At 55.3% G+C, this 16266-nt stretch carries 16 protein-coding genes and 1 pseudogene; 11 read left to right on the forward strand and 6 right to left on the reverse strand.

Translation table 11 applies throughout. The features are described 5' to 3' along the window. The 11 genes and pseudogenes from KVG87_RS11445 to KVG87_RS11495 form a co-directional block, all read left to right on the forward strand. A pseudogene (locus KVG87_RS11445) lies at positions 1-433 on the forward strand (DUF2345 domain-containing protein); the annotation flags it as partial. Beyond that, positions 418-1251 carry a DUF4123 domain-containing protein gene (locus KVG87_RS11450; protein ID WP_122506561.1) on the forward strand — a complete coding sequence of 278 codons (834 nt, stop codon included), beginning with the start codon at positions 418-420 and terminating at the stop codon, positions 1249-1251. The pseudogene KVG87_RS11445 and the gene KVG87_RS11450, both read left to right, overlap by 16 nt. Position 1252: 1 nt before the next feature. Continuing rightward, a complete protein-coding gene (locus KVG87_RS11455; protein WP_217850764.1) occupies positions 1253-4261 on the forward strand; it encodes a hypothetical protein in 3009 nt (1002 codons plus the stop codon). Then, positions 4254-5222, forward strand: a complete 969-nt coding sequence (locus KVG87_RS11460; RefSeq protein WP_122506395.1) for a tetratricopeptide repeat protein — start codon at positions 4254-4256, stop codon at positions 5220-5222. The genes KVG87_RS11455 and KVG87_RS11460 overlap by 8 nt, the downstream gene beginning before the upstream one ends. A gap of 197 nt (positions 5223-5419) precedes the next feature. Continuing rightward, on the forward strand, positions 5420-5635 hold the full coding sequence (locus tag KVG87_RS11465) for a hypothetical protein (protein WP_156089181.1): 216 nt from the start codon (positions 5420-5422) through the stop codon (positions 5633-5635). Positions 5636-5660: 25 nt separating this feature from the next. Next, positions 5661-6116: a transposase domain-containing protein gene (locus KVG87_RS11470; RefSeq protein WP_375709720.1), complete on the forward strand. Its 456-nt coding sequence runs from the start codon at positions 5661-5663 to the stop codon at positions 6114-6116. 24 nt (positions 6117-6140) lie between these two features. Further along, complete coding sequence (locus KVG87_RS11475; RefSeq protein WP_269321742.1) at positions 6141-6488, forward strand: ASCH domain-containing protein; 348 nt, start codon at positions 6141-6143, stop codon at positions 6486-6488. Between the two features lie 130 nt (positions 6489-6618). After that, positions 6619-7161 carry a hypothetical protein gene (locus KVG87_RS11480; protein WP_217850766.1) on the forward strand — a complete coding sequence of 181 codons (543 nt, stop codon included), beginning with the start codon at positions 6619-6621 and terminating at the stop codon, positions 7159-7161. Between the two features lie 175 nt (positions 7162-7336). Next, a complete protein-coding gene (locus tag KVG87_RS11485) occupies positions 7337-8347 on the forward strand; it encodes a DUF6708 domain-containing protein (RefSeq protein WP_225930860.1) in 1011 nt (336 codons plus the stop codon). Between the two features lie 118 nt (positions 8348-8465). Further along, positions 8466-8963, forward strand: coding sequence for a hypothetical protein (locus KVG87_RS11490; protein WP_217850768.1), 498 nt, complete (start codon positions 8466-8468; stop codon positions 8961-8963). A 157-nt stretch (positions 8964-9120) separates the two neighbouring features. Continuing rightward, entirely contained in the window at positions 9121-9948 is an 828-nt protein-coding gene (locus KVG87_RS11495) for a glycosyltransferase family 2 protein (protein WP_217850770.1), read from the forward strand. A 324-nt stretch (positions 9949-10272) separates the two neighbouring features. Here the strand turns inward: KVG87_RS11495 and KVG87_RS11500 are convergent, their stop codons facing one another. From KVG87_RS11500 to KVG87_RS11525, 6 genes are all read right to left on the reverse strand, one after another. Next, positions 10273-10857 carry a hypothetical protein gene (locus tag KVG87_RS11500; RefSeq protein WP_217850772.1) on the reverse strand — a complete coding sequence of 195 codons (585 nt, stop codon included), beginning with the start codon at positions 10855-10857 and terminating at the stop codon, positions 10273-10275. An 86-nt stretch (positions 10858-10943) separates the two neighbouring features. Next, a complete protein-coding gene (locus tag KVG87_RS11505; protein ID WP_056784567.1) occupies positions 10944-11144 on the reverse strand; it encodes a hypothetical protein in 201 nt (66 codons plus the stop codon). An 11-nt stretch (positions 11145-11155) separates the two neighbouring features. Next, on the reverse strand, positions 11156-11398 hold the full coding sequence (locus tag KVG87_RS11510) for a hypothetical protein (RefSeq protein ID WP_217850775.1): 243 nt from the start codon (positions 11396-11398) through the stop codon (positions 11156-11158). 650 nt (positions 11399-12048) lie between these two features. Beyond that, the gene (locus KVG87_RS11515; protein ID WP_217850777.1) at positions 12049-13116 is read right to left on the reverse strand and encodes a lipocalin-like domain-containing protein; all 1068 of its coding nucleotides are present in this window, start codon (positions 13114-13116) and stop codon (positions 12049-12051) included. Beyond that, a complete protein-coding gene (locus KVG87_RS11520; RefSeq protein WP_437180896.1) occupies positions 13106-15574 on the reverse strand; it encodes an FtsX-like permease family protein in 2469 nt (822 codons plus the stop codon). Before KVG87_RS11520 ends, KVG87_RS11515 begins: the two co-directional genes overlap by 11 nt. Then, complete coding sequence (locus KVG87_RS11525) at positions 15574-16227, reverse strand: ABC transporter ATP-binding protein (protein ID WP_016774109.1); 654 nt, start codon at positions 16225-16227, stop codon at positions 15574-15576. The genes KVG87_RS11520 and KVG87_RS11525 overlap by 1 nt, the downstream gene beginning before the upstream one ends. Positions 16228-16266 lie beyond the last annotated feature (39 nt).

Below are 16266 nucleotides of genomic sequence, written 5' to 3' on the forward strand. Positions count from 1 at the left end.
AGAAACCCGCGCCAACGACCACCTCACCGTGGGCGTGAATCAGCACATCAAGATCGGCACGGGCCAGTTCATCGACGCAGGGCAAGAAATCCACCTGAGCAGCGGCATGAAAGTGGTGATGGAAGCTGGTGCGGAGCTGACCCTGGTGGGTGGCGGCAGCTTCATCAAGATTGACGCCGGCGGCGTGACCCTGAGCGGGCCGGTGATCAACATGAACTCCGGTGGTAGCCCGGGCAGTGGGACCGGTGCTGCGCCGTTGATGCCGGGGCCTTTAAAACAGGCTGATGCGGATAAGGCGGGGCAGGTAACAGTGCCACCTATGGCGAACCCGTTTGTACGAAAAAGCATTCAAGGCCTTCCCCTTGTTCCGATTTGTGGAAAGCAAGCTAATGGCGCTTGCTCGCGTGAGGTTTGCCCATGTCTGAATGGCTAAGTCATTTCCTGGAAAAAACCGTGGCCACGACGCCATTGGGCACCACTGGAAACCGCACCCTGTACGGCATCATCGACAGCGTTCGCCAGCCTCGGGCTCTGGAAAAGCTTTACCAACAGTCCGGGTTGACGGGTGTTGAAAAGTTGTTTCAGGACACGCCGTTTGCCGAAATGAATGATGTCAGTCCGATCTGGATACAGCTGATAGCGGGAAGTCCTGCCGCCGCCCAAGCCCTTGAGCTATGCCGCGACAACCGCGCCGGTATTCTGCTCACATCGTGTGAAAAACCGGAGACCGCGCTCTTGCATGCTCGTCGCCTCCTGCGCATGAACGACCCGGCTCATGGTGACTCGCTAGCTCGCTACTACGACCCGGCGTTCTGGAGCGCGCTGGCGCTGACGGTACCCGCCCGACCTCTGTTCGGCCCTTGGGACATCGTATATACCCCGCCCGCCCACAGCGATGATCAACAATGGCGTGTTTGGGAACAAAGAGAAAAAGTTGATGCCTCTAATGGCGAACAAAAATATCCGTTGCAACTAAAGATCAACACGCTGATAGCGTTCGATGAAATCCGCTGGTGGTATTGGATTCGGCTGCGGAACGCCGAGTCCGCTGTAGGCTTATCGGACTCGCAGCTGTCTGGCGTGGCCGATAATTTGCAACTGCTGGTGGACCACGGCATTGCAGAAGGACGTCATCTTGAGCGCCTGCTGCCGAATCTAAACCAAGGTCCGTTGCAGGCGCGCACTGACGTCATGAACTTGCTGAGCAGCGACATGCCAGCATTCGAGAAAGTACAACGAATGGAAGTCTGAGATGACAGGTACGTCCGAACAAACATCCCTATCCGAACAGCCGCCTGTCGTCATTCCGGCCGATCCGCCAAAAAAGACTGCCGATGCGGAAACGTTCTGCAAAGACAAGAAGCCGGGCTGCAGCAGCAGCTATGAAGACATCATCTACGTTACCGGTCAGCGCCGTTTCTGGCTGTTGCCCAAGCGCACGTCCGAGAAACTCAAGGAAAGCGTCAGCCTGCTCAAGCAGAAGACCGTAGACACGGATAAAGCCGCGCGCATGAGCAACATCGCCGATGCAGGGTTGATGGACTACTTCCTCACTCCGGGTCCGGAAGCTTTTCTAGAAGGTGAGCAACACACCAGTTATGTGGAGTCGAAAGCGGCAATCCCCGAGGACACTGCAAAAAAAGCACAGTGCCGCAAGGATTGGGAAGCGGCGAAGGCCAAAGGTGATAGCGACGCGGTAATGCATGCCGAACGTGAGATGTTCCATGCCGGAAAACGCATCGAGACAAATCAGCAGAACATGCAAACCTTGGAAAAAGTTTCCGATGCGAAAGCAAAGACACTGGGGTACAAACGGGAAAACGGCGTTCTTTACACCCCGCGTGCCTTGAAGGCGCGTGATGCAATTGACAAATACATTGAAGAACGCGACAAGGCGAAAGCCCACGGCTACAAAATGTTTGACCCTGGCACCGGCAAGATCGCTTCGGCTTGGGAACACCTGAAAGAGTACAAGGCGCTTCACAAAAAGCTGATCGAAACCGGCGAGATCGACGAAAAAAAACTAAGGGGTGTTCAGCTCAACATCCTGGCGTTGAAAGACCTGATGTCCAAGTACATCAATGCGATCGTGGAGCTTGCCGAGTGCGGGATTGCAGTTCCCGAGTTTGCGCTAAGTCCCGATGACCAGTACGCCGGTACCGAGGATTTTCAGGCGTTTATCGAGCTGACCAACAAACGCGATGAGCTCGAGAAAAAAATCGAGGAGCGTTACTCTCAATGGGTGTCGGCCACTGGCGGCAAATCCGCACCGCCCGGCGTTCTGTTCGTCAATTTGCAAAAGCAGTGGTACGACCTGAATAACGAGGCAGAGCGAATCCAGATCACTGCAGAGGCGCGTGTACGTGGGCTCAAGCCACCCCGCCTGTTCCTGTGGGAACCGGAAAGCTACAAGCCAAAGCCGATCGAACGTCTGGCCAAAACCAACATACCTCTGCGCGAACTCAGTAGCGCCTCGTCAACAACGATACTCAACCACATCAGCCTGAAACATCTGGCACAAATCAGTGGTAACGCATTCCAAGGCCAGCTCAAGGAGCTTGCGACCAGCCTGCCAAAATCGATTGCCAAAGAGGCCGATGACGATCGGGTATTCAGCGATTGGCTGGAACAGGAAGGCGCGCTCCAATTCGATGAAAAGGGACCATGGTTCGATGAAAATGGACTGTTTGTGCCTGATAAGTTCTTCGCGGCGCTGGAAGCCAAAGGCTACAAAGTCGAAAGCCTGAAAGCCGAAGCCAAACGCCAAACCTGGGGCGAAAATCTGAAAGCCATGGTTTTCGAAGATAAACAGCTGCGCAATCTCATGCTGTTCGACAACAGCCCCCAGGCCCAACTCGTTCGATGCTTACTTCCGGAAAGCGCCAACTTGCTGTCCGAAGTCAAAATGGAAGGCCCCACTCTTAAAAGTGGTTCCCCTCAGATTGCCAACGTAGAAGTTGCACTGGATGTCACAGCGTGGCGAGGCGAAGTCAGCTTGCTCAAAGTCGAGCTTCCTAAACGGGCAAAGGCTGATCCTTGGATCGCAAAATACCAGGCTCATGACGGCAGCGTGCGCAGCGTCAACTTCGGCAAACTGTCTCTGGATCTGGAAGCCAAGGCTTGGGGATTCGCTGGCGCAAGCCTCATGCTGTCGCGCGATTTGACCCTGGATCAAAAAACCGGCTACACCAGCCTCGTCGGCGTCGACATGGCCGAAAAATCTGGCGAACTGGCGAAGTTTGAAGTCTTCGCCGGTGCCCAGGCCGGGTGCAAGGTAACCGGCAAACTGTTCTGGTGCCCTCCCCCAAGCGTCCTCCCTCCTGCTCCCGTGCCAAATCGTATTTCAGCCAACCAGTGGCGCCCTTTGGCCAAACTGGAAGTTGAAGCGGCCGTAGCCATCGGCGCCGGCTACAACGGCGACATGCACCTGCGGATGCAAAACGGCCTACTGCTGTTATCGATCAAGGGCGCGCTGGTCTGGGGCGCAGGCGTCAAAGGGTATTTGACCTTTGAAGTCGGCTACGACAGCATCGTGGCCTTGACGGAACTGGTGCGACAGGAAATGGCCGCGAACCAATACAAGGATCTTGAGTGGGTCGATGGGGAAGCCATGGACTATCTGCAAAAGCTGAGCTTCCTAGGCGCCACTGGTATCGATGTGGCGTTTGCCTATGTGCGTGGATATGCCATTGTTAAAGGGATATTTGATGCGCTGACTGAGGGGGGGCGTGGGGGATTGATTGCTTACTCAATCGTCACCGACAAAAAACAGAAAGAGATGCAGGAATGGGTGTGTAACTTGCAGCCACAGGCACTTGGACCGTTGCTATTGACCCTTAGCTCATCTCCTGAATCTTTTTCAATAGAAGAAGACCAAGACAATAAAAGCGTCAAGGAAGACGAGGCATATCAACTACAGCAGAGAGCGATCGAACGGTGTTTAGGGTGGATATCATCCAACCCTAACGCTACTCTGCAGTTCGAAGAGGCAATTATACGTATGAATCGGGATGGATTGCGATCACCGCAAGCCGGGCTTACATATTGTAAAAACAAATTCAAGCTCGATTCATTTATGGCTGAACGAGTTAAGGCTCTGGATAAGACCAGTAACGAATCAAGAAGAATTTATCGCGAGCATGTAGCAAGATTGGGCGCCCGACTAACTGGACACTGTGAGTACAACACCATCTATAAGGGCCCGGCTTTCGCTCCAATCCAAGATACAAAAGCAAGCTATAAGGGACCTAACATTGATTAAAATCGTATTATGCTTATTTCTATTCGTCCTTTTTCCCTACTCAGCTTCTGCACAACTAACACAAGAACAGCAGTCGAAAAAAGAGAGAGGACTAATTTTGTATCAGCAAAGCGACTGGTACGACTCTCAACCTTTACTGGAAAGTGCTGCTATTGCGGGTGACGAGACAGCCCAATATTACTTGGCAGAGGCGATTCGGCTGAGCAACCGATACACAACTGATGAAGCAAGAAAATGGTATGAAGCAGCTGCGCAACAGGGCAACCTTTACGCAATGCTAAGACTAAGCAGTAAGAGTGATATCTGTAATGAAATGAAAAGCTGCGGTGGTAAGAGTGCAGACGAATGGCGAGAACAAGCAATACAACTAGCTCAGGAACGAGCTAAAAACAATGACACTGAAGCAATGACCGTTTTATTCATAACCAAACAAGGATTCAGTTGGTTAGAAATGGCAGCGGAGGCAGGTGATCATCTAGCACAGAATACACTCGCAGGAATCTACGAAGATGGGGAAGGATGGTTCATCGTTCCGGGTAGCCGCGAAAAAACCATTCAAAAGTGGTACAAAGCGTCAGCTGAAGGTGGATACCCCAAAGCAATGTATTTTTATGCCAACTATTTATTTGAACATGGAGGTAGGAAAGAAGAAGTTGCTTATTGGTTAAAAAAATCGGCCGAAGGCGGATACGTCAGCGCGGTTGGTAATTACGCCCTCAGCGTAGCCCATATACCAAACGATCTAGACTACCCAAAAAACTTGATTGAGGCTTATGGACTAGCCTATCTGTTGTCTAAATTCGAGGGTGGCGGGACAGCAGCTGAAGACGGCGAAAGAATGCTCCCAAAAATCACTGAAAAAATGACCAAAGAAGACATCAAGCAAGGTCTTCTATTTGCGGAAGAATGGAAGAAAACACGCCCACCACTTTCTTATTTTGTTCCCGTTTATGGTTATTGAGTTCTCACATGGCATCATGTCTCAACTCTAGTTCAACATAGTCAAAACTTGTTTAAAAAGTTATAAGGACTGAAGATCGCCGACCTTAAAACTTGCAGAAAGTCGAGTTCCCTTAACGGGCAACGGCTGATCCCTGGATAGCGAAATACAAGGCCCACGACGGCAGCGTACGCAGTGTCAACTTCGGCAAAATGTCATTGGATCTTCAAGCCAAGGCTTGGGGCTTCGCTGGCGCAAGCCTCATGCTGTCGCGCGATTTGACCCTGGATCAAAAAACCGGCTACACCAGCCTGGTCGGCGTCGACATGGCCGAAAAATCCGGCGAACTGGCGAAGTTTGAAGTCTTCGCCGGTGCCCAGGCCGGGTGCAAGGTAACCGTCCGGGCAACACACCTTCCTGATGCCATCGCTTAAGGCGATGGTGTCCACCTAAATTTAAGTGGACACCATTTTTAGCCTTTTTAAGCGGACGCCCATGCCACAAGAACGCCGTTCCTATTCCAAGTCATTTAAGCCCCAGGTCATCGCCGAGTGTGCGCAGGCTGACACCTCAATTGCCAATGTCGCCTTGACCCACAACCTCAATGCCAACCTCGTCCATAAATGGAATGACGGTGCTGTGCCCATCGATAACAATTGGTGCGAGAATCAGATTCGGCCGTGGGCTCTTGGCCGCTCGAATTGGTGGTTCGCAGGCTCGCTACGCAGTGGTAAACGTGCCGCAGCGATCATGAGTTTGATCCAGTCTGCGCGGTTCAATGGGCATGATCCGTATGCATACCTCAAGGATGTTCTTACACGCCTGCCGACGCAACGGGCGAGTGAGATCGCCGAGCTTCTGCCGCATAAGTGGAATCCTATCGAAGCGACTATTTCCCAAGCGTCTAATTTTTAGAAGAGAACCATAAAGGCGTTATCAATTGTACGGCCCAGTGGAGGCCGAATCGCTTCTGGCGAGAAAATCCTCGAAGTCCGTCGTTGGCATCCAGACTTAAATCCTCCCGAGGATCTCGTGATTGTGGAAAACGGGCGTTTTCTCCATAACGATGGGGACGAAGACGATAACGGTACTGCCGTCGCAATTGTGCGCGTGAAAACCGTGCGCCCTTTCATCCTCGCTGACATGCAAGCGGCCTGTGCAAGCTATTTTGAGGATGGCTGGCTCGCATGGGAGTTGAGTGACGTAAGGCCAGTCACACACCCTGTGACCATCCGTGCGGCACGGGGTATCTACGAGGTAGATTTCCTACTCCCAGACAGACGCTGAACATTGAGCAAGATGTGTTGGGCAGACGCTTACATTGGTAGGGGAAGGCCTTTACAACTATTTTAATCTGGACGACTTGCAAAAATGGATGGAGACCAGCGTCTGGGGGAACAAAACTAAGAATCGCAGCATGCAGGACGAATGGAACGAACTGGCAAAGGTCGTGCAAAAACCTACTTGTGAAATGATTCGTGATGCCAAGCAGACCTATCTGAAGCTTATAATTCCAGGCGTTAGCACGCAGGAAATGGATACTCGAAAATTGCAATTGAAAGCGTACCAGCAATATCGCGATGTTCCAAAGAAAGGGGGTTACGCGCCCGGCCCATTTCCCTTGAGATGGCGGGAGTGCACGACAACTTGGATTAGTCGATTAGTCGTAGCCAGTAAAGGCAGCGAAGCGTTGACAATTCATTTGCCGATCAGTGACTCATTGCAGACCACAGATTTTTCCTTGGCATTGACCATCGCTTATCAATTGGAAGCTGAACGTGACGTAATGCACGAAACCTGCTTTGTGCTCCGTGACCTGCATATTATTAGCTCACCTTATAGGCGCGATCCAACGCGCGGTGTCTTTAAGCTTGATTCTGCTGACTCGTTGCCGATTGGCATAAGTAAATCCCAATTCATATTGTTCAAAAAAGAAGATTTGGGGACCATCGATGCTTAAAAGCCTTTTCAAGCGCGGCGCTAAATTCACTACTTCTGAAGCCGCAGCGGACATCCGTAGCGAGAGGCCAAGGGCTGGAGAAGTCCGCGTCCGTGGAATGAATGAAACTTTGTTTCTATCGCCATTACCGGTCTATACAGGACAAACTCAATCCTCTCGCCGGAATTTTTCAGGGATGAACGAAGTATTCCTGGAACTCGGTGGAAGTAATTGGGGAATGGTTGAACAAGGAAAAATACTTGCCGCTGGAATTTGGATGGCATTGACGACAGCATTCATTGCTCCGGTGCTTATCTGTGCTTGGCTCGCACTTTTCAGCCCTCACGGAATAGATCGAAGGTTCGTCGACCTAATTGGTGACTCGTTACTGGTTTTTGCTAGTGGCTCTCTACTGTTTATTCTCCCTCTTGGTGCGTACTTATACGGAATGCTCTCCGGCGTCTTTAAAGCAGCAAAAACCTACCCCGTCCGCTTCAACCGCCAACGCCGCGAAGTCTGCTACGTCGACAGCAAAACCCGCCACGTCCTCATCGTACCTTGGGAAAGCGTCGTCGCTTGGGTCTCCAGCACTCAGGGCGTCACCAGTTATGGCGCTACTCGCCAGTACACGTTCGGCATGGGTCTGGAGGATGAGGAGCAGGACAAAGTGCAATTCCTCCTGCTATCACAACCCAGCGATGCACATGCTTTAGGGATGTGGACTTCAATTCGTAATTACATGGAAGACGGTCAGTTGGTAGATGCTCCAAACCCGATGCTCAAGGCACTGGGTTTGACTCCATCCGGTGATCGGCTCAAACCGTACGAAGGCCTACACACTTTTGAAATCGAACGCGAAGACGCACGCGCGATGGGGTCGCTGGACGAGGGTGGCGACGAACTGACGCCCGAGCAGCGCGAGCATTACGGTTACTCGAAAAAATCCCATTGGCCACTGCGCCGCTGGTACATGTGGCGCGTGCTGAGCTTCTGGAAGATGCCTTACATGCTAGCCGAATGGGCGCATCGCAAAGGGCGGCCTACCCTTCCGGAGCAAGTGCAGACATGGTCTGAGGCGTTGCCACCAGAGCAATGGGCCAAGCCCACCGCTGCATTGGTGAAAGCCAATCAAATGGTCAAGACTGCCATGGACAAAAAAGGCGCCACGTTCGTCGAAGCGTGCAAAGCGGCGGGTTTGCATGGATGAAATGTGAGCAACCAAGGTCGTCTATTTCTTTGGATTTTTAACATCTGTTAAAACGTAAAGCCGATTTTTTTCGGTTTATCCGACACCATAAGTCGGAAATCTCGAGTCTGAAAAGCCAATGAATACCCGTCAGATAACGCTTGCCAATCGATGGACCGCAACCTTTCAAAACAACGGCGAGTTTCGCATGGGCGTCGAGGGCTGGAGCTTGCTTCTACAGGGTCCGGATAACCAGACGATCAAATACTTCGCAGACCAGATTGTTCTAGCGAACGACGAGGACGGCCGCCAAGCCAACACCTGCATCCTGCTCTCGGGCGATGGTGTTTACGGCTATTTGCGTACGGCCATAGACGGCGACTGGGTAATCGATTTTGCGCGAGAGATGATTGCCCCTCATCGAGTAACGATTCGCCACCATCACGACGCTTACGACGAAAGCCTTTCAGTATACGAACAGCCGGCCTTCAAACGTGCGCGCCAGTACGTCAGTGTTGTCGGAAAACACATCTATCTGACCTTTCCGCTAACCAGAGATGAGGATTTTCCCAATTTGTGGGAGGAATACTTGGCAATCCGCAAGCGCCAACTGGATGAGCTTTACTTCGCAACCTGATGAACGCATGGCTACATCCGGTACGCATCCCAACCGTTTTACGTCCTCACATTTCTCCAGTGTCCGACCCTGCCAAATTAAGCTTCACCTAAGCTTCCCCCGCTAGCATCCCGGCTCATCAACCTGTCGTCTTGAGCCGTGGATGAGTCCCTCCGACATGAAAGCTTTTGATCTACCTACCCGACCGCATCCCAACTTCAGTCTTGTTTTGGTCAATTACAAAACCCCGGACATCACCCGCATGTGTCTGGAACTGTTGCGCGAGCATGTCCAGGCGCAGGGCATTCCAGTGTGGGTGGTGGATAACGATTCGGCGGATGCCAGCCTTGATTATTTGCGTTCGCTGGACTGGATCAATTTGATCGAGCGGCCGTCGCCGGGCAAGGAAATGGGGCATATTGCCCATGGCAAGGCGCTGGATCTGGCCTTGGCGAAAGTTGAGACTGACTACTTGTTTCTGCTGCACACCGACACCTTTGTCTACGACATGGAAGTGTTTGCGATGATGATGCGCGAATGCACGAAAAGTGCGGACATGGCGGCGGTCGGTTGTGTCGAGCAACTTGATCGTGGGTTGCTACGTGATACCTGGCGTTTAACTTCGCGGTTCTGCAAACATCATGTTCGCCGGCTAAAAGTTCATCTCGGGCTGCATTCGAAACCACCACGCCCGTATAGAGAAACGCATCTGAAAAGTTTCTGTACGCTGTGGAATGCGCGTTTGATCAAGTCGCTGGGTTTGCACTTCTGCATGGATGAGGAGGTGCCTGGTTACACGCTTCAGGATCGAATGGTCGGGTTGGGCTATGGCGTCAGGTTTCTCTCGCCGCGGAAGATCTTCCGCTACCTTGATCACATCCAGGCCGGCACCGTCGCTGCGGCAGGCACGTATGGCAAGGATCATCGCCGGACAAAAATGTACCAGCAGACCCTCAAACGCTTGCAGGGGCAGCATGGCAAAACCGGTATGCAAGCTTCGACTTGATCGAAAACAATAAAAAAGGGCGACTGCAAAGTCGCCCTTTTTGTTTGCAGATTCTGTATACAACTTTCGCCAGTAGTGGAGTTCGCCCAGTGTTACGGCCTGGCAATCCTTGCACCGGTAAAGAGCCCTGACACTGGGCGAACGCCGAGGATTTTAATTCAAACAAGTGGACCTGTCGTCATGGGCAAACATGAAATTTTTGCACTGAAAAGTTAAAAACTGTGTTTTGCCGATTTATCCCGGGAATTGTCTTACAAAAAAACTTTATATGATTGCTCTCATACATAAAGTTGTACAAGAGCAATAAACTTGTAGAGTTAATACTCAACTATCGTGCTGACTGGTCACTTTCAGGATATCGGTATAAGTGACAATAACGCTCTGCCCTACTTTCAGATCTTTCAACTTGGCCTGAATCTCCGGCTTCTTCACATCGAGCGTCTTCGATTGTCCGGACGGATCTTGGAGGGTGACCTGATTGGTCTTCAAATCAATTTTGCTGATTTTCAGCTGCACCTGAACCTGACGATAGGCCTCGCCGCCCGGGTTATCGCTGCCCGGGGCCTTGCGCAGTTCGCCAGTGCGCTCGGTGGTGCCTGGCAGACCTTTATCTACATCGGTGTCGAGATAAGCGGCGACAGACCGCTGCACTTCGATCTTCACCAGGTCCCCTACTTTGAGATTGGCGAGATTTTTCGCTTTGTCGCTGAGCTGAACGTGGACCTGACGTCCCTCGGGGCCTTCCAGCACGACCTGGTGATTGGCCGGGTCGACGGCGAGCACTTTGGTGGTGACGGAATCGGCCTCAACAACGGCAGATAACGGAATGTCGGCAGCCATAGCGCCGAAACTCGTGACAGAAAGCAGCGTTGCGAGGGTGATGGCCTTGGCCAGAGCGTCGAGCTTCATATGCATTACTTTCCCTGTGATGAAATGGCGACACCCGCCACCGAAAACACTTCAGCGGCGGGCGTGCCAGTGAGCATAGACGCTGTTCAGGGCTTGACTTGGGTTTGTGGCCCTCGGGTGTGTGGCTTGGCAGTCTCTTGCGCGGTGGATTCGCCACTCGGCGTGCCCTTGCCGCTGTCCTGCCGCTGCTTGGGATCGGTCGGGCGCAGCGCATCGTTATCGCGTTCGGTTTCGCCGGCCGGGCGTGGTTCGTCGGGGTTGTCGTTCTGGTTGCTGGTGGTATTCATGGCAGAAGTCCTCAGGCTTCGGGATCGTCGAGTTCGCGGGCGACGTTGACCTCGGGTGACTGCTTGTGCAGATCGTCGGCTTTGGCGCGTAGCAACTGCCATTGCTCAAGGTCGATCGCGCCTTGGCCGAGCAGGTCATCGGCGATGCGCTGCAGATCGAAATAGTGAGTGTCGGGCGATTGCTGCCAAAGAGTCTGATCGTCGAACTGGCGTTGCCAGGTGTTGAGGTCTGGGGGTTGCAGGTCGTCGCTCATGGGTGAGTCCGAAAATGGCGGGTTTCTGGGTAGAGCGTATTGGCGAAGGGAGAGTTCCGAGCGGTTTGATTAGTGGTGATCTTGCTGACGCCATCGCTGGCAAGCCAGCTCCCACAGGGATTGGGGTTAAGCTGTAATTCATCGGTGTTTTTGAGATAGCTATCGCGAGCAGGCTCACTCCTACAAGAGCAAGAGCAAGAGCAAAAGCAAAAGATCGCAGCCTTCGGCAGCTCCTACAGTCCCACGTTCACCTATAGGCCGAGTGTCAGCTCGCCTGCTCTTGATCTTGATCTTGATCCACCGGCGACGTCGGAAGGCTGAGTGGAGGGATTGATCCGGGCGTGGGAGCGCAGCGACCGTCTGGCGAAGCCAGACACAGCGGAAGGAGGTGCAGCGAAGCAAACCGTAGCCGCTGCGCCCGGATCGATCCCGCAGCGAAGGAACCCGAGCCTGCGAGGGCCGAACGTAGGAGCTAGCGTTTTTTGCTTACTTTTTTTGGCGCTTGTAAAAAAGTAAGTCGCCGTAAGGGCGAAACCCTAAGCAGCCGTTACCGCAGCAACGGATATGTACCCGGTCAAGCAGAACAAATCATCGCTCGACAAAAAGCCTTCGCGAGCAAGCTCGCTCCCACAGGGAAACTGCACCTACCGTTAATACCCGGTCATTTCCAGATAACCCTGGCCAGGATGGCTGCCATTGATTTTCACCGGCCCTTCCCAGTACGGAATACGCAAATCCATCCAGGCATTGCGGTTGATCGCGTCAACGCTGATATCGAGTTTCTTGTCTGGAATGCGGATCGACCATTTCACCGGCATCGGTCGATCAGCAACCTTGGCCGTATCCTGCGGCACAAGGCTGATCTGCTCGCTGCGCAACGTCTGAATCTGCCCGTCAGCGGCGATCCAGGTGCCGGTCAGATAAGGCGCGCCGGTCTTCTGCCGCATGCGATAAAGCATCACGTGTTCGCCGCTGTCCAGATGCAGGGAGAACCAGTCCCAGCCAGTCTGGTTGGCAGTCAGCGGTTGGCTGCTCCACTCGCGATCGAGCCACGCCGGGCCGCTGACGGTGTAGGTCTGGCCGTCGATCTGCAGCGTGCCGCTGGCCTGGAAAAATGGCTGGCTGTAGTAATACGACGCCTGGCCTTCTTCGGATTTTTGGCTGAAACCGTTGTCGCCCTGCAGCACCAGCGGTCGGCTGGAGGTAAGGCGCAGTTGATAAGCGAAATTCTTGTCACGAGCACTGAGTTGCATATCGCGCAACGGATCCTGCGCCTGGCTGGCAAACATCCAGTCGTCGATCCACGCCTCGAACGGTGCCAGGCGCACGCCGGCTTGGCCTACTCCGCCCCGGGCGTAGCGCTCGGCGGCATGATGCACCGAGCGCGAAGTGACTGCCGCATGGCCCAGCCAGATCGTTTGGTTGCCCCAACCGGCTTGCTCGGCAACCGGTTTCAGGGCGCTGCGAAACAGCGTCCATTGCACGCCGAAGTCATTGCCCTGCTGATCCTTGAGGTTGGCGGTGACGTACCACCACTCAATGCGAAAACCATCATGCGCGCCATGATCGGCCGGGAAGCTGAATACCCGACCGGGCACCACCGGGGTGAAGGATTGCGCCTGATCGCCCATGCCGGCAAAACCCTTTTCCTCGGGTGCAGACTGATCGCAGCCACCGAGCAGCAGCGCAATCATCAGCACGAGCCATTTAGTCCTCATGGGCAAACGTCCTCAGCAAGTCCGCCGGTTGTGTGCGGTACAGCGAATACAGCGGCCATGCCGAAGCCAACAGAGTCGCCAGCAAGGCCAGGCCCATTAGTTGCAGCAACTGCAACGGGAACACCCGCAACGGCAAGCGCCAGCCGAACGCCTGCACGTTGATCACCGCATCGAGGCACCACGCCAAAGCAATGCCCAACGGCAGCGCCAACAGCAACGTCAATACGGCGAGCAGCCAGGTCTGGCCGAGGTTGAGCAGCATCAATTGTTTGCGCGTCACGCCCAGCGCCCACAGCGGTGCGAGTTGACTGAGGCGACTCTGGCTCTGGGTCAGCAGACTGATGAACAGCGCCACGCCAGCCACGGCCAAGGTCAGGCTGTTCAACGCCGCCGTCGCGGCAAAGGTGCGTTCGAAGACCTGCACCGACCAGCCCTTGAGCCGCGCCTGATCGACGATGCGGTTGTCATCCAGCGCAAAGCGCGCCTGCAAGGCGTTGAGCAGCGCCGGAATCTGCGCTGGGTCGATACGCAAATTGAAGCGGTTCGGCGTGAGTTGCGGCCAGCCGCGCAGCAGGTGCTCACTGCTGATCAGCACGTGACCCTTCGGATTGCCGTAGTCGGCGTAGATGCCGACGATGCGCGGCGACCATGTGCCGTTCGGCGTGGGAACGTTCAGATGCTCGCCCGGCTTCACTTTCAGGCGTCGCGCCAGTTGTTCGCTGAGCATCACCGCATCATCCGTGGCCAGTTTGCCCCACGGATCGCTGCCACTGCTGTCGAGCAACGGCCAGTGCTGGCGATAGTAGGAGTGGTCGATGATGCCGTAGACATCGGCCGGCCAGCCTTGCAGCGTCACCGAAACCTGCCAGTTGGGCAGCACAGCGGTCACGTTGGGCTGCTGCCTGAGCCAACTGTGCATCTCGCGGGCCTGCGCCGGATTGGCCGGATTGATGTACAGCTCGGCGCTCAGGCGTTGTTCGAGCCAGTCGTTGAAGGTCTGGCGAAAACCGGCGGTCATGCTGCCGGCGCCGATGTTGGCGGCGAGCGCCAACAGCAGCGCCATCAGCGCCAGACTCAGGGCTGGCAATTGCTGGCGGCAGTCGGCGAGAAACCATTGGCCGAGCACCGACCGACTGCGCCCGAGCAACGGGTTCAACAACGCGCTGAGCAACACCGGCAAGGCCAGCGCGGCACCGAGCAACAGCCCGGCCATCAGCACGAAACCGCTGCTCAGGCTGTCGCCCCAGATCAGCGCCGCCAGCGCAATTGTCAGCAGCGCTGTCGCCAGCCAACCCTGTCGGCGCAACCAGCGCGAATACTGTTGATGCCAGGCCTGCGGATCGGCCACCGCCAGCAACGGCAGGCGCGCCGCCCGCAGCAGACTGTTGGCCCCGGCCAGCAACGCGCCGAGCAGACTCAGACCGATGCCGCTGAACCACCACCAGGGACTCAAACGCAACTGCCCCGCCACTTCCGCGCCATATAAACCGCGCAGGCTGGCGGCGACGTCCGGCAGCAGCACGCTGGCCAGCCAATAGCCGCTGATCACACCGAATAATCCGCCGATCAGCGCCAGCACACCCAGTTCAACCACCAGACATGCGATCAGCATTCGTGCACTGACGCCACAGGCACGCAACGTGCGCAGCAAGCCTCGGCGCTGTTCCAGAGCGAGGCCGATGGCGGCGTGGACGATAAACAAGCCGACGAGAAACGATAGAAATCCAAGGGCATCGAGATTGAGGTGAAAGCTCTCGGTCAGCCGCTCCAGATTGTTTTCTTCGCCGCTGCTTTTGAGCTGCAAGCGGTCGTTGAAACTCGCTGGTAATTCTTGATGAAAGTCCTTGGGCAGCAGCAATCGCGACAGTTGCTCGGGTTGTTCGAGCAGGCGCTGCGCTACGCCGATGTCGACCAGTAACAGGCCCGGCGCCATGTCCTTCTGCGCGAGCAGCGGCGGCAGGGTTTGGCCGTTCACGGTTCGCGGTGTATCGCCTTCGCGCAAGCCGAGCATTTGCATCGTGTCCAGGGAAATCCAGGTGCTGCCCGGCGGGCTGAAAAATTCGACGATGCGCTCGATCGGCATCGCCTGCCCGGCTACCGCGGAATCAGACGGCAGCGACACCGGCTCGATGCCCATCACCTGAATGCGTTGATCTTCCTGGCCCTTGAGCGTCAGCCGGCCCTGCAACACCGGCGACACCGGCCAGCCCTGACGGCGCAATTCGATAAACCAGCGCTGGGGGAACAGTGCCCCATTTGGCGTGCTCAGGCTGGCCTGTGGTTCACCGCCGATCATCTGGCTGGCCCGCGCGTAGCTGTCGCGCGCCTGACTGTTCAGCGCCTCGACGCCAGTGAGCAGACTAGTGGCCAACCACAGCCCGGTCAGCACACTGAAAAACTGCACGGGATGGCGCCGCCAGTGGCTGAGCAGAGCGCGCAGGGTTTGCCGCCAGATCATCAGGCGACCCGCCCGTTCGACAACACCACGCGCTGAGCCAGACGCGCCGCAACGCGCTGACTGTGAGTGACCATCAACAAAGTCGTCGGCGTGTCATCGAGCAATTCCAGCAACAGCCGCAGCACTTCATCGCTGGTCGCTTCATCGAGGCTGCCGGTGGGTTCATCGGCCAACAGCAATTTCGGCTGCGAGGCCAATGCGCGGCCCAATGCGACTCGTTGCTGCTGACCGCCGGAGAGTTGCTCGGGATAACGCGAGAGCAGATCGCCCAGACCCAGACGCTGCACCAGATGCGCTTGCCAGCGCGGCTCATGGCGCCCGGCGAGGCGCGCCTGAAAGGCCAGATTGTCTTCCACGCGCAGACTGCCGATCAGGTTGAACTGCTGAAACACCAGACCGATTTCCGTACGTCGCCAGTTGGCCAGTTGCGCTTCGCTCATGGCTTCCAGACGATGTTCACCGCTGCGGATGCTGCCGCTGTCGACCTTGTCCAGCCCCGCCACCAGATGCAGCAGCGTGCTTTTGCCACTGCCCGATTCGCCCATCAGCGCCAGGCTGCCACCGGCCTCCAGCGTCAGGTCGACGCCTTGCAGCACCGGCAACAATCCCTGTGGCGTGGCATAGCTTTTGAAAACGTCGCGAACCTCAAGCATGGGCAAACCCGATCAGTGAACCTGGGCCTAGGATAGCGG

Origin of the sequence: Pseudomonas siliginis (assembly GCF_019145195.1) — a bacterium.
Classification (GTDB): Bacteria; Pseudomonadota; Gammaproteobacteria; order Pseudomonadales; family Pseudomonadaceae; genus Aquipseudomonas; species Aquipseudomonas siliginis.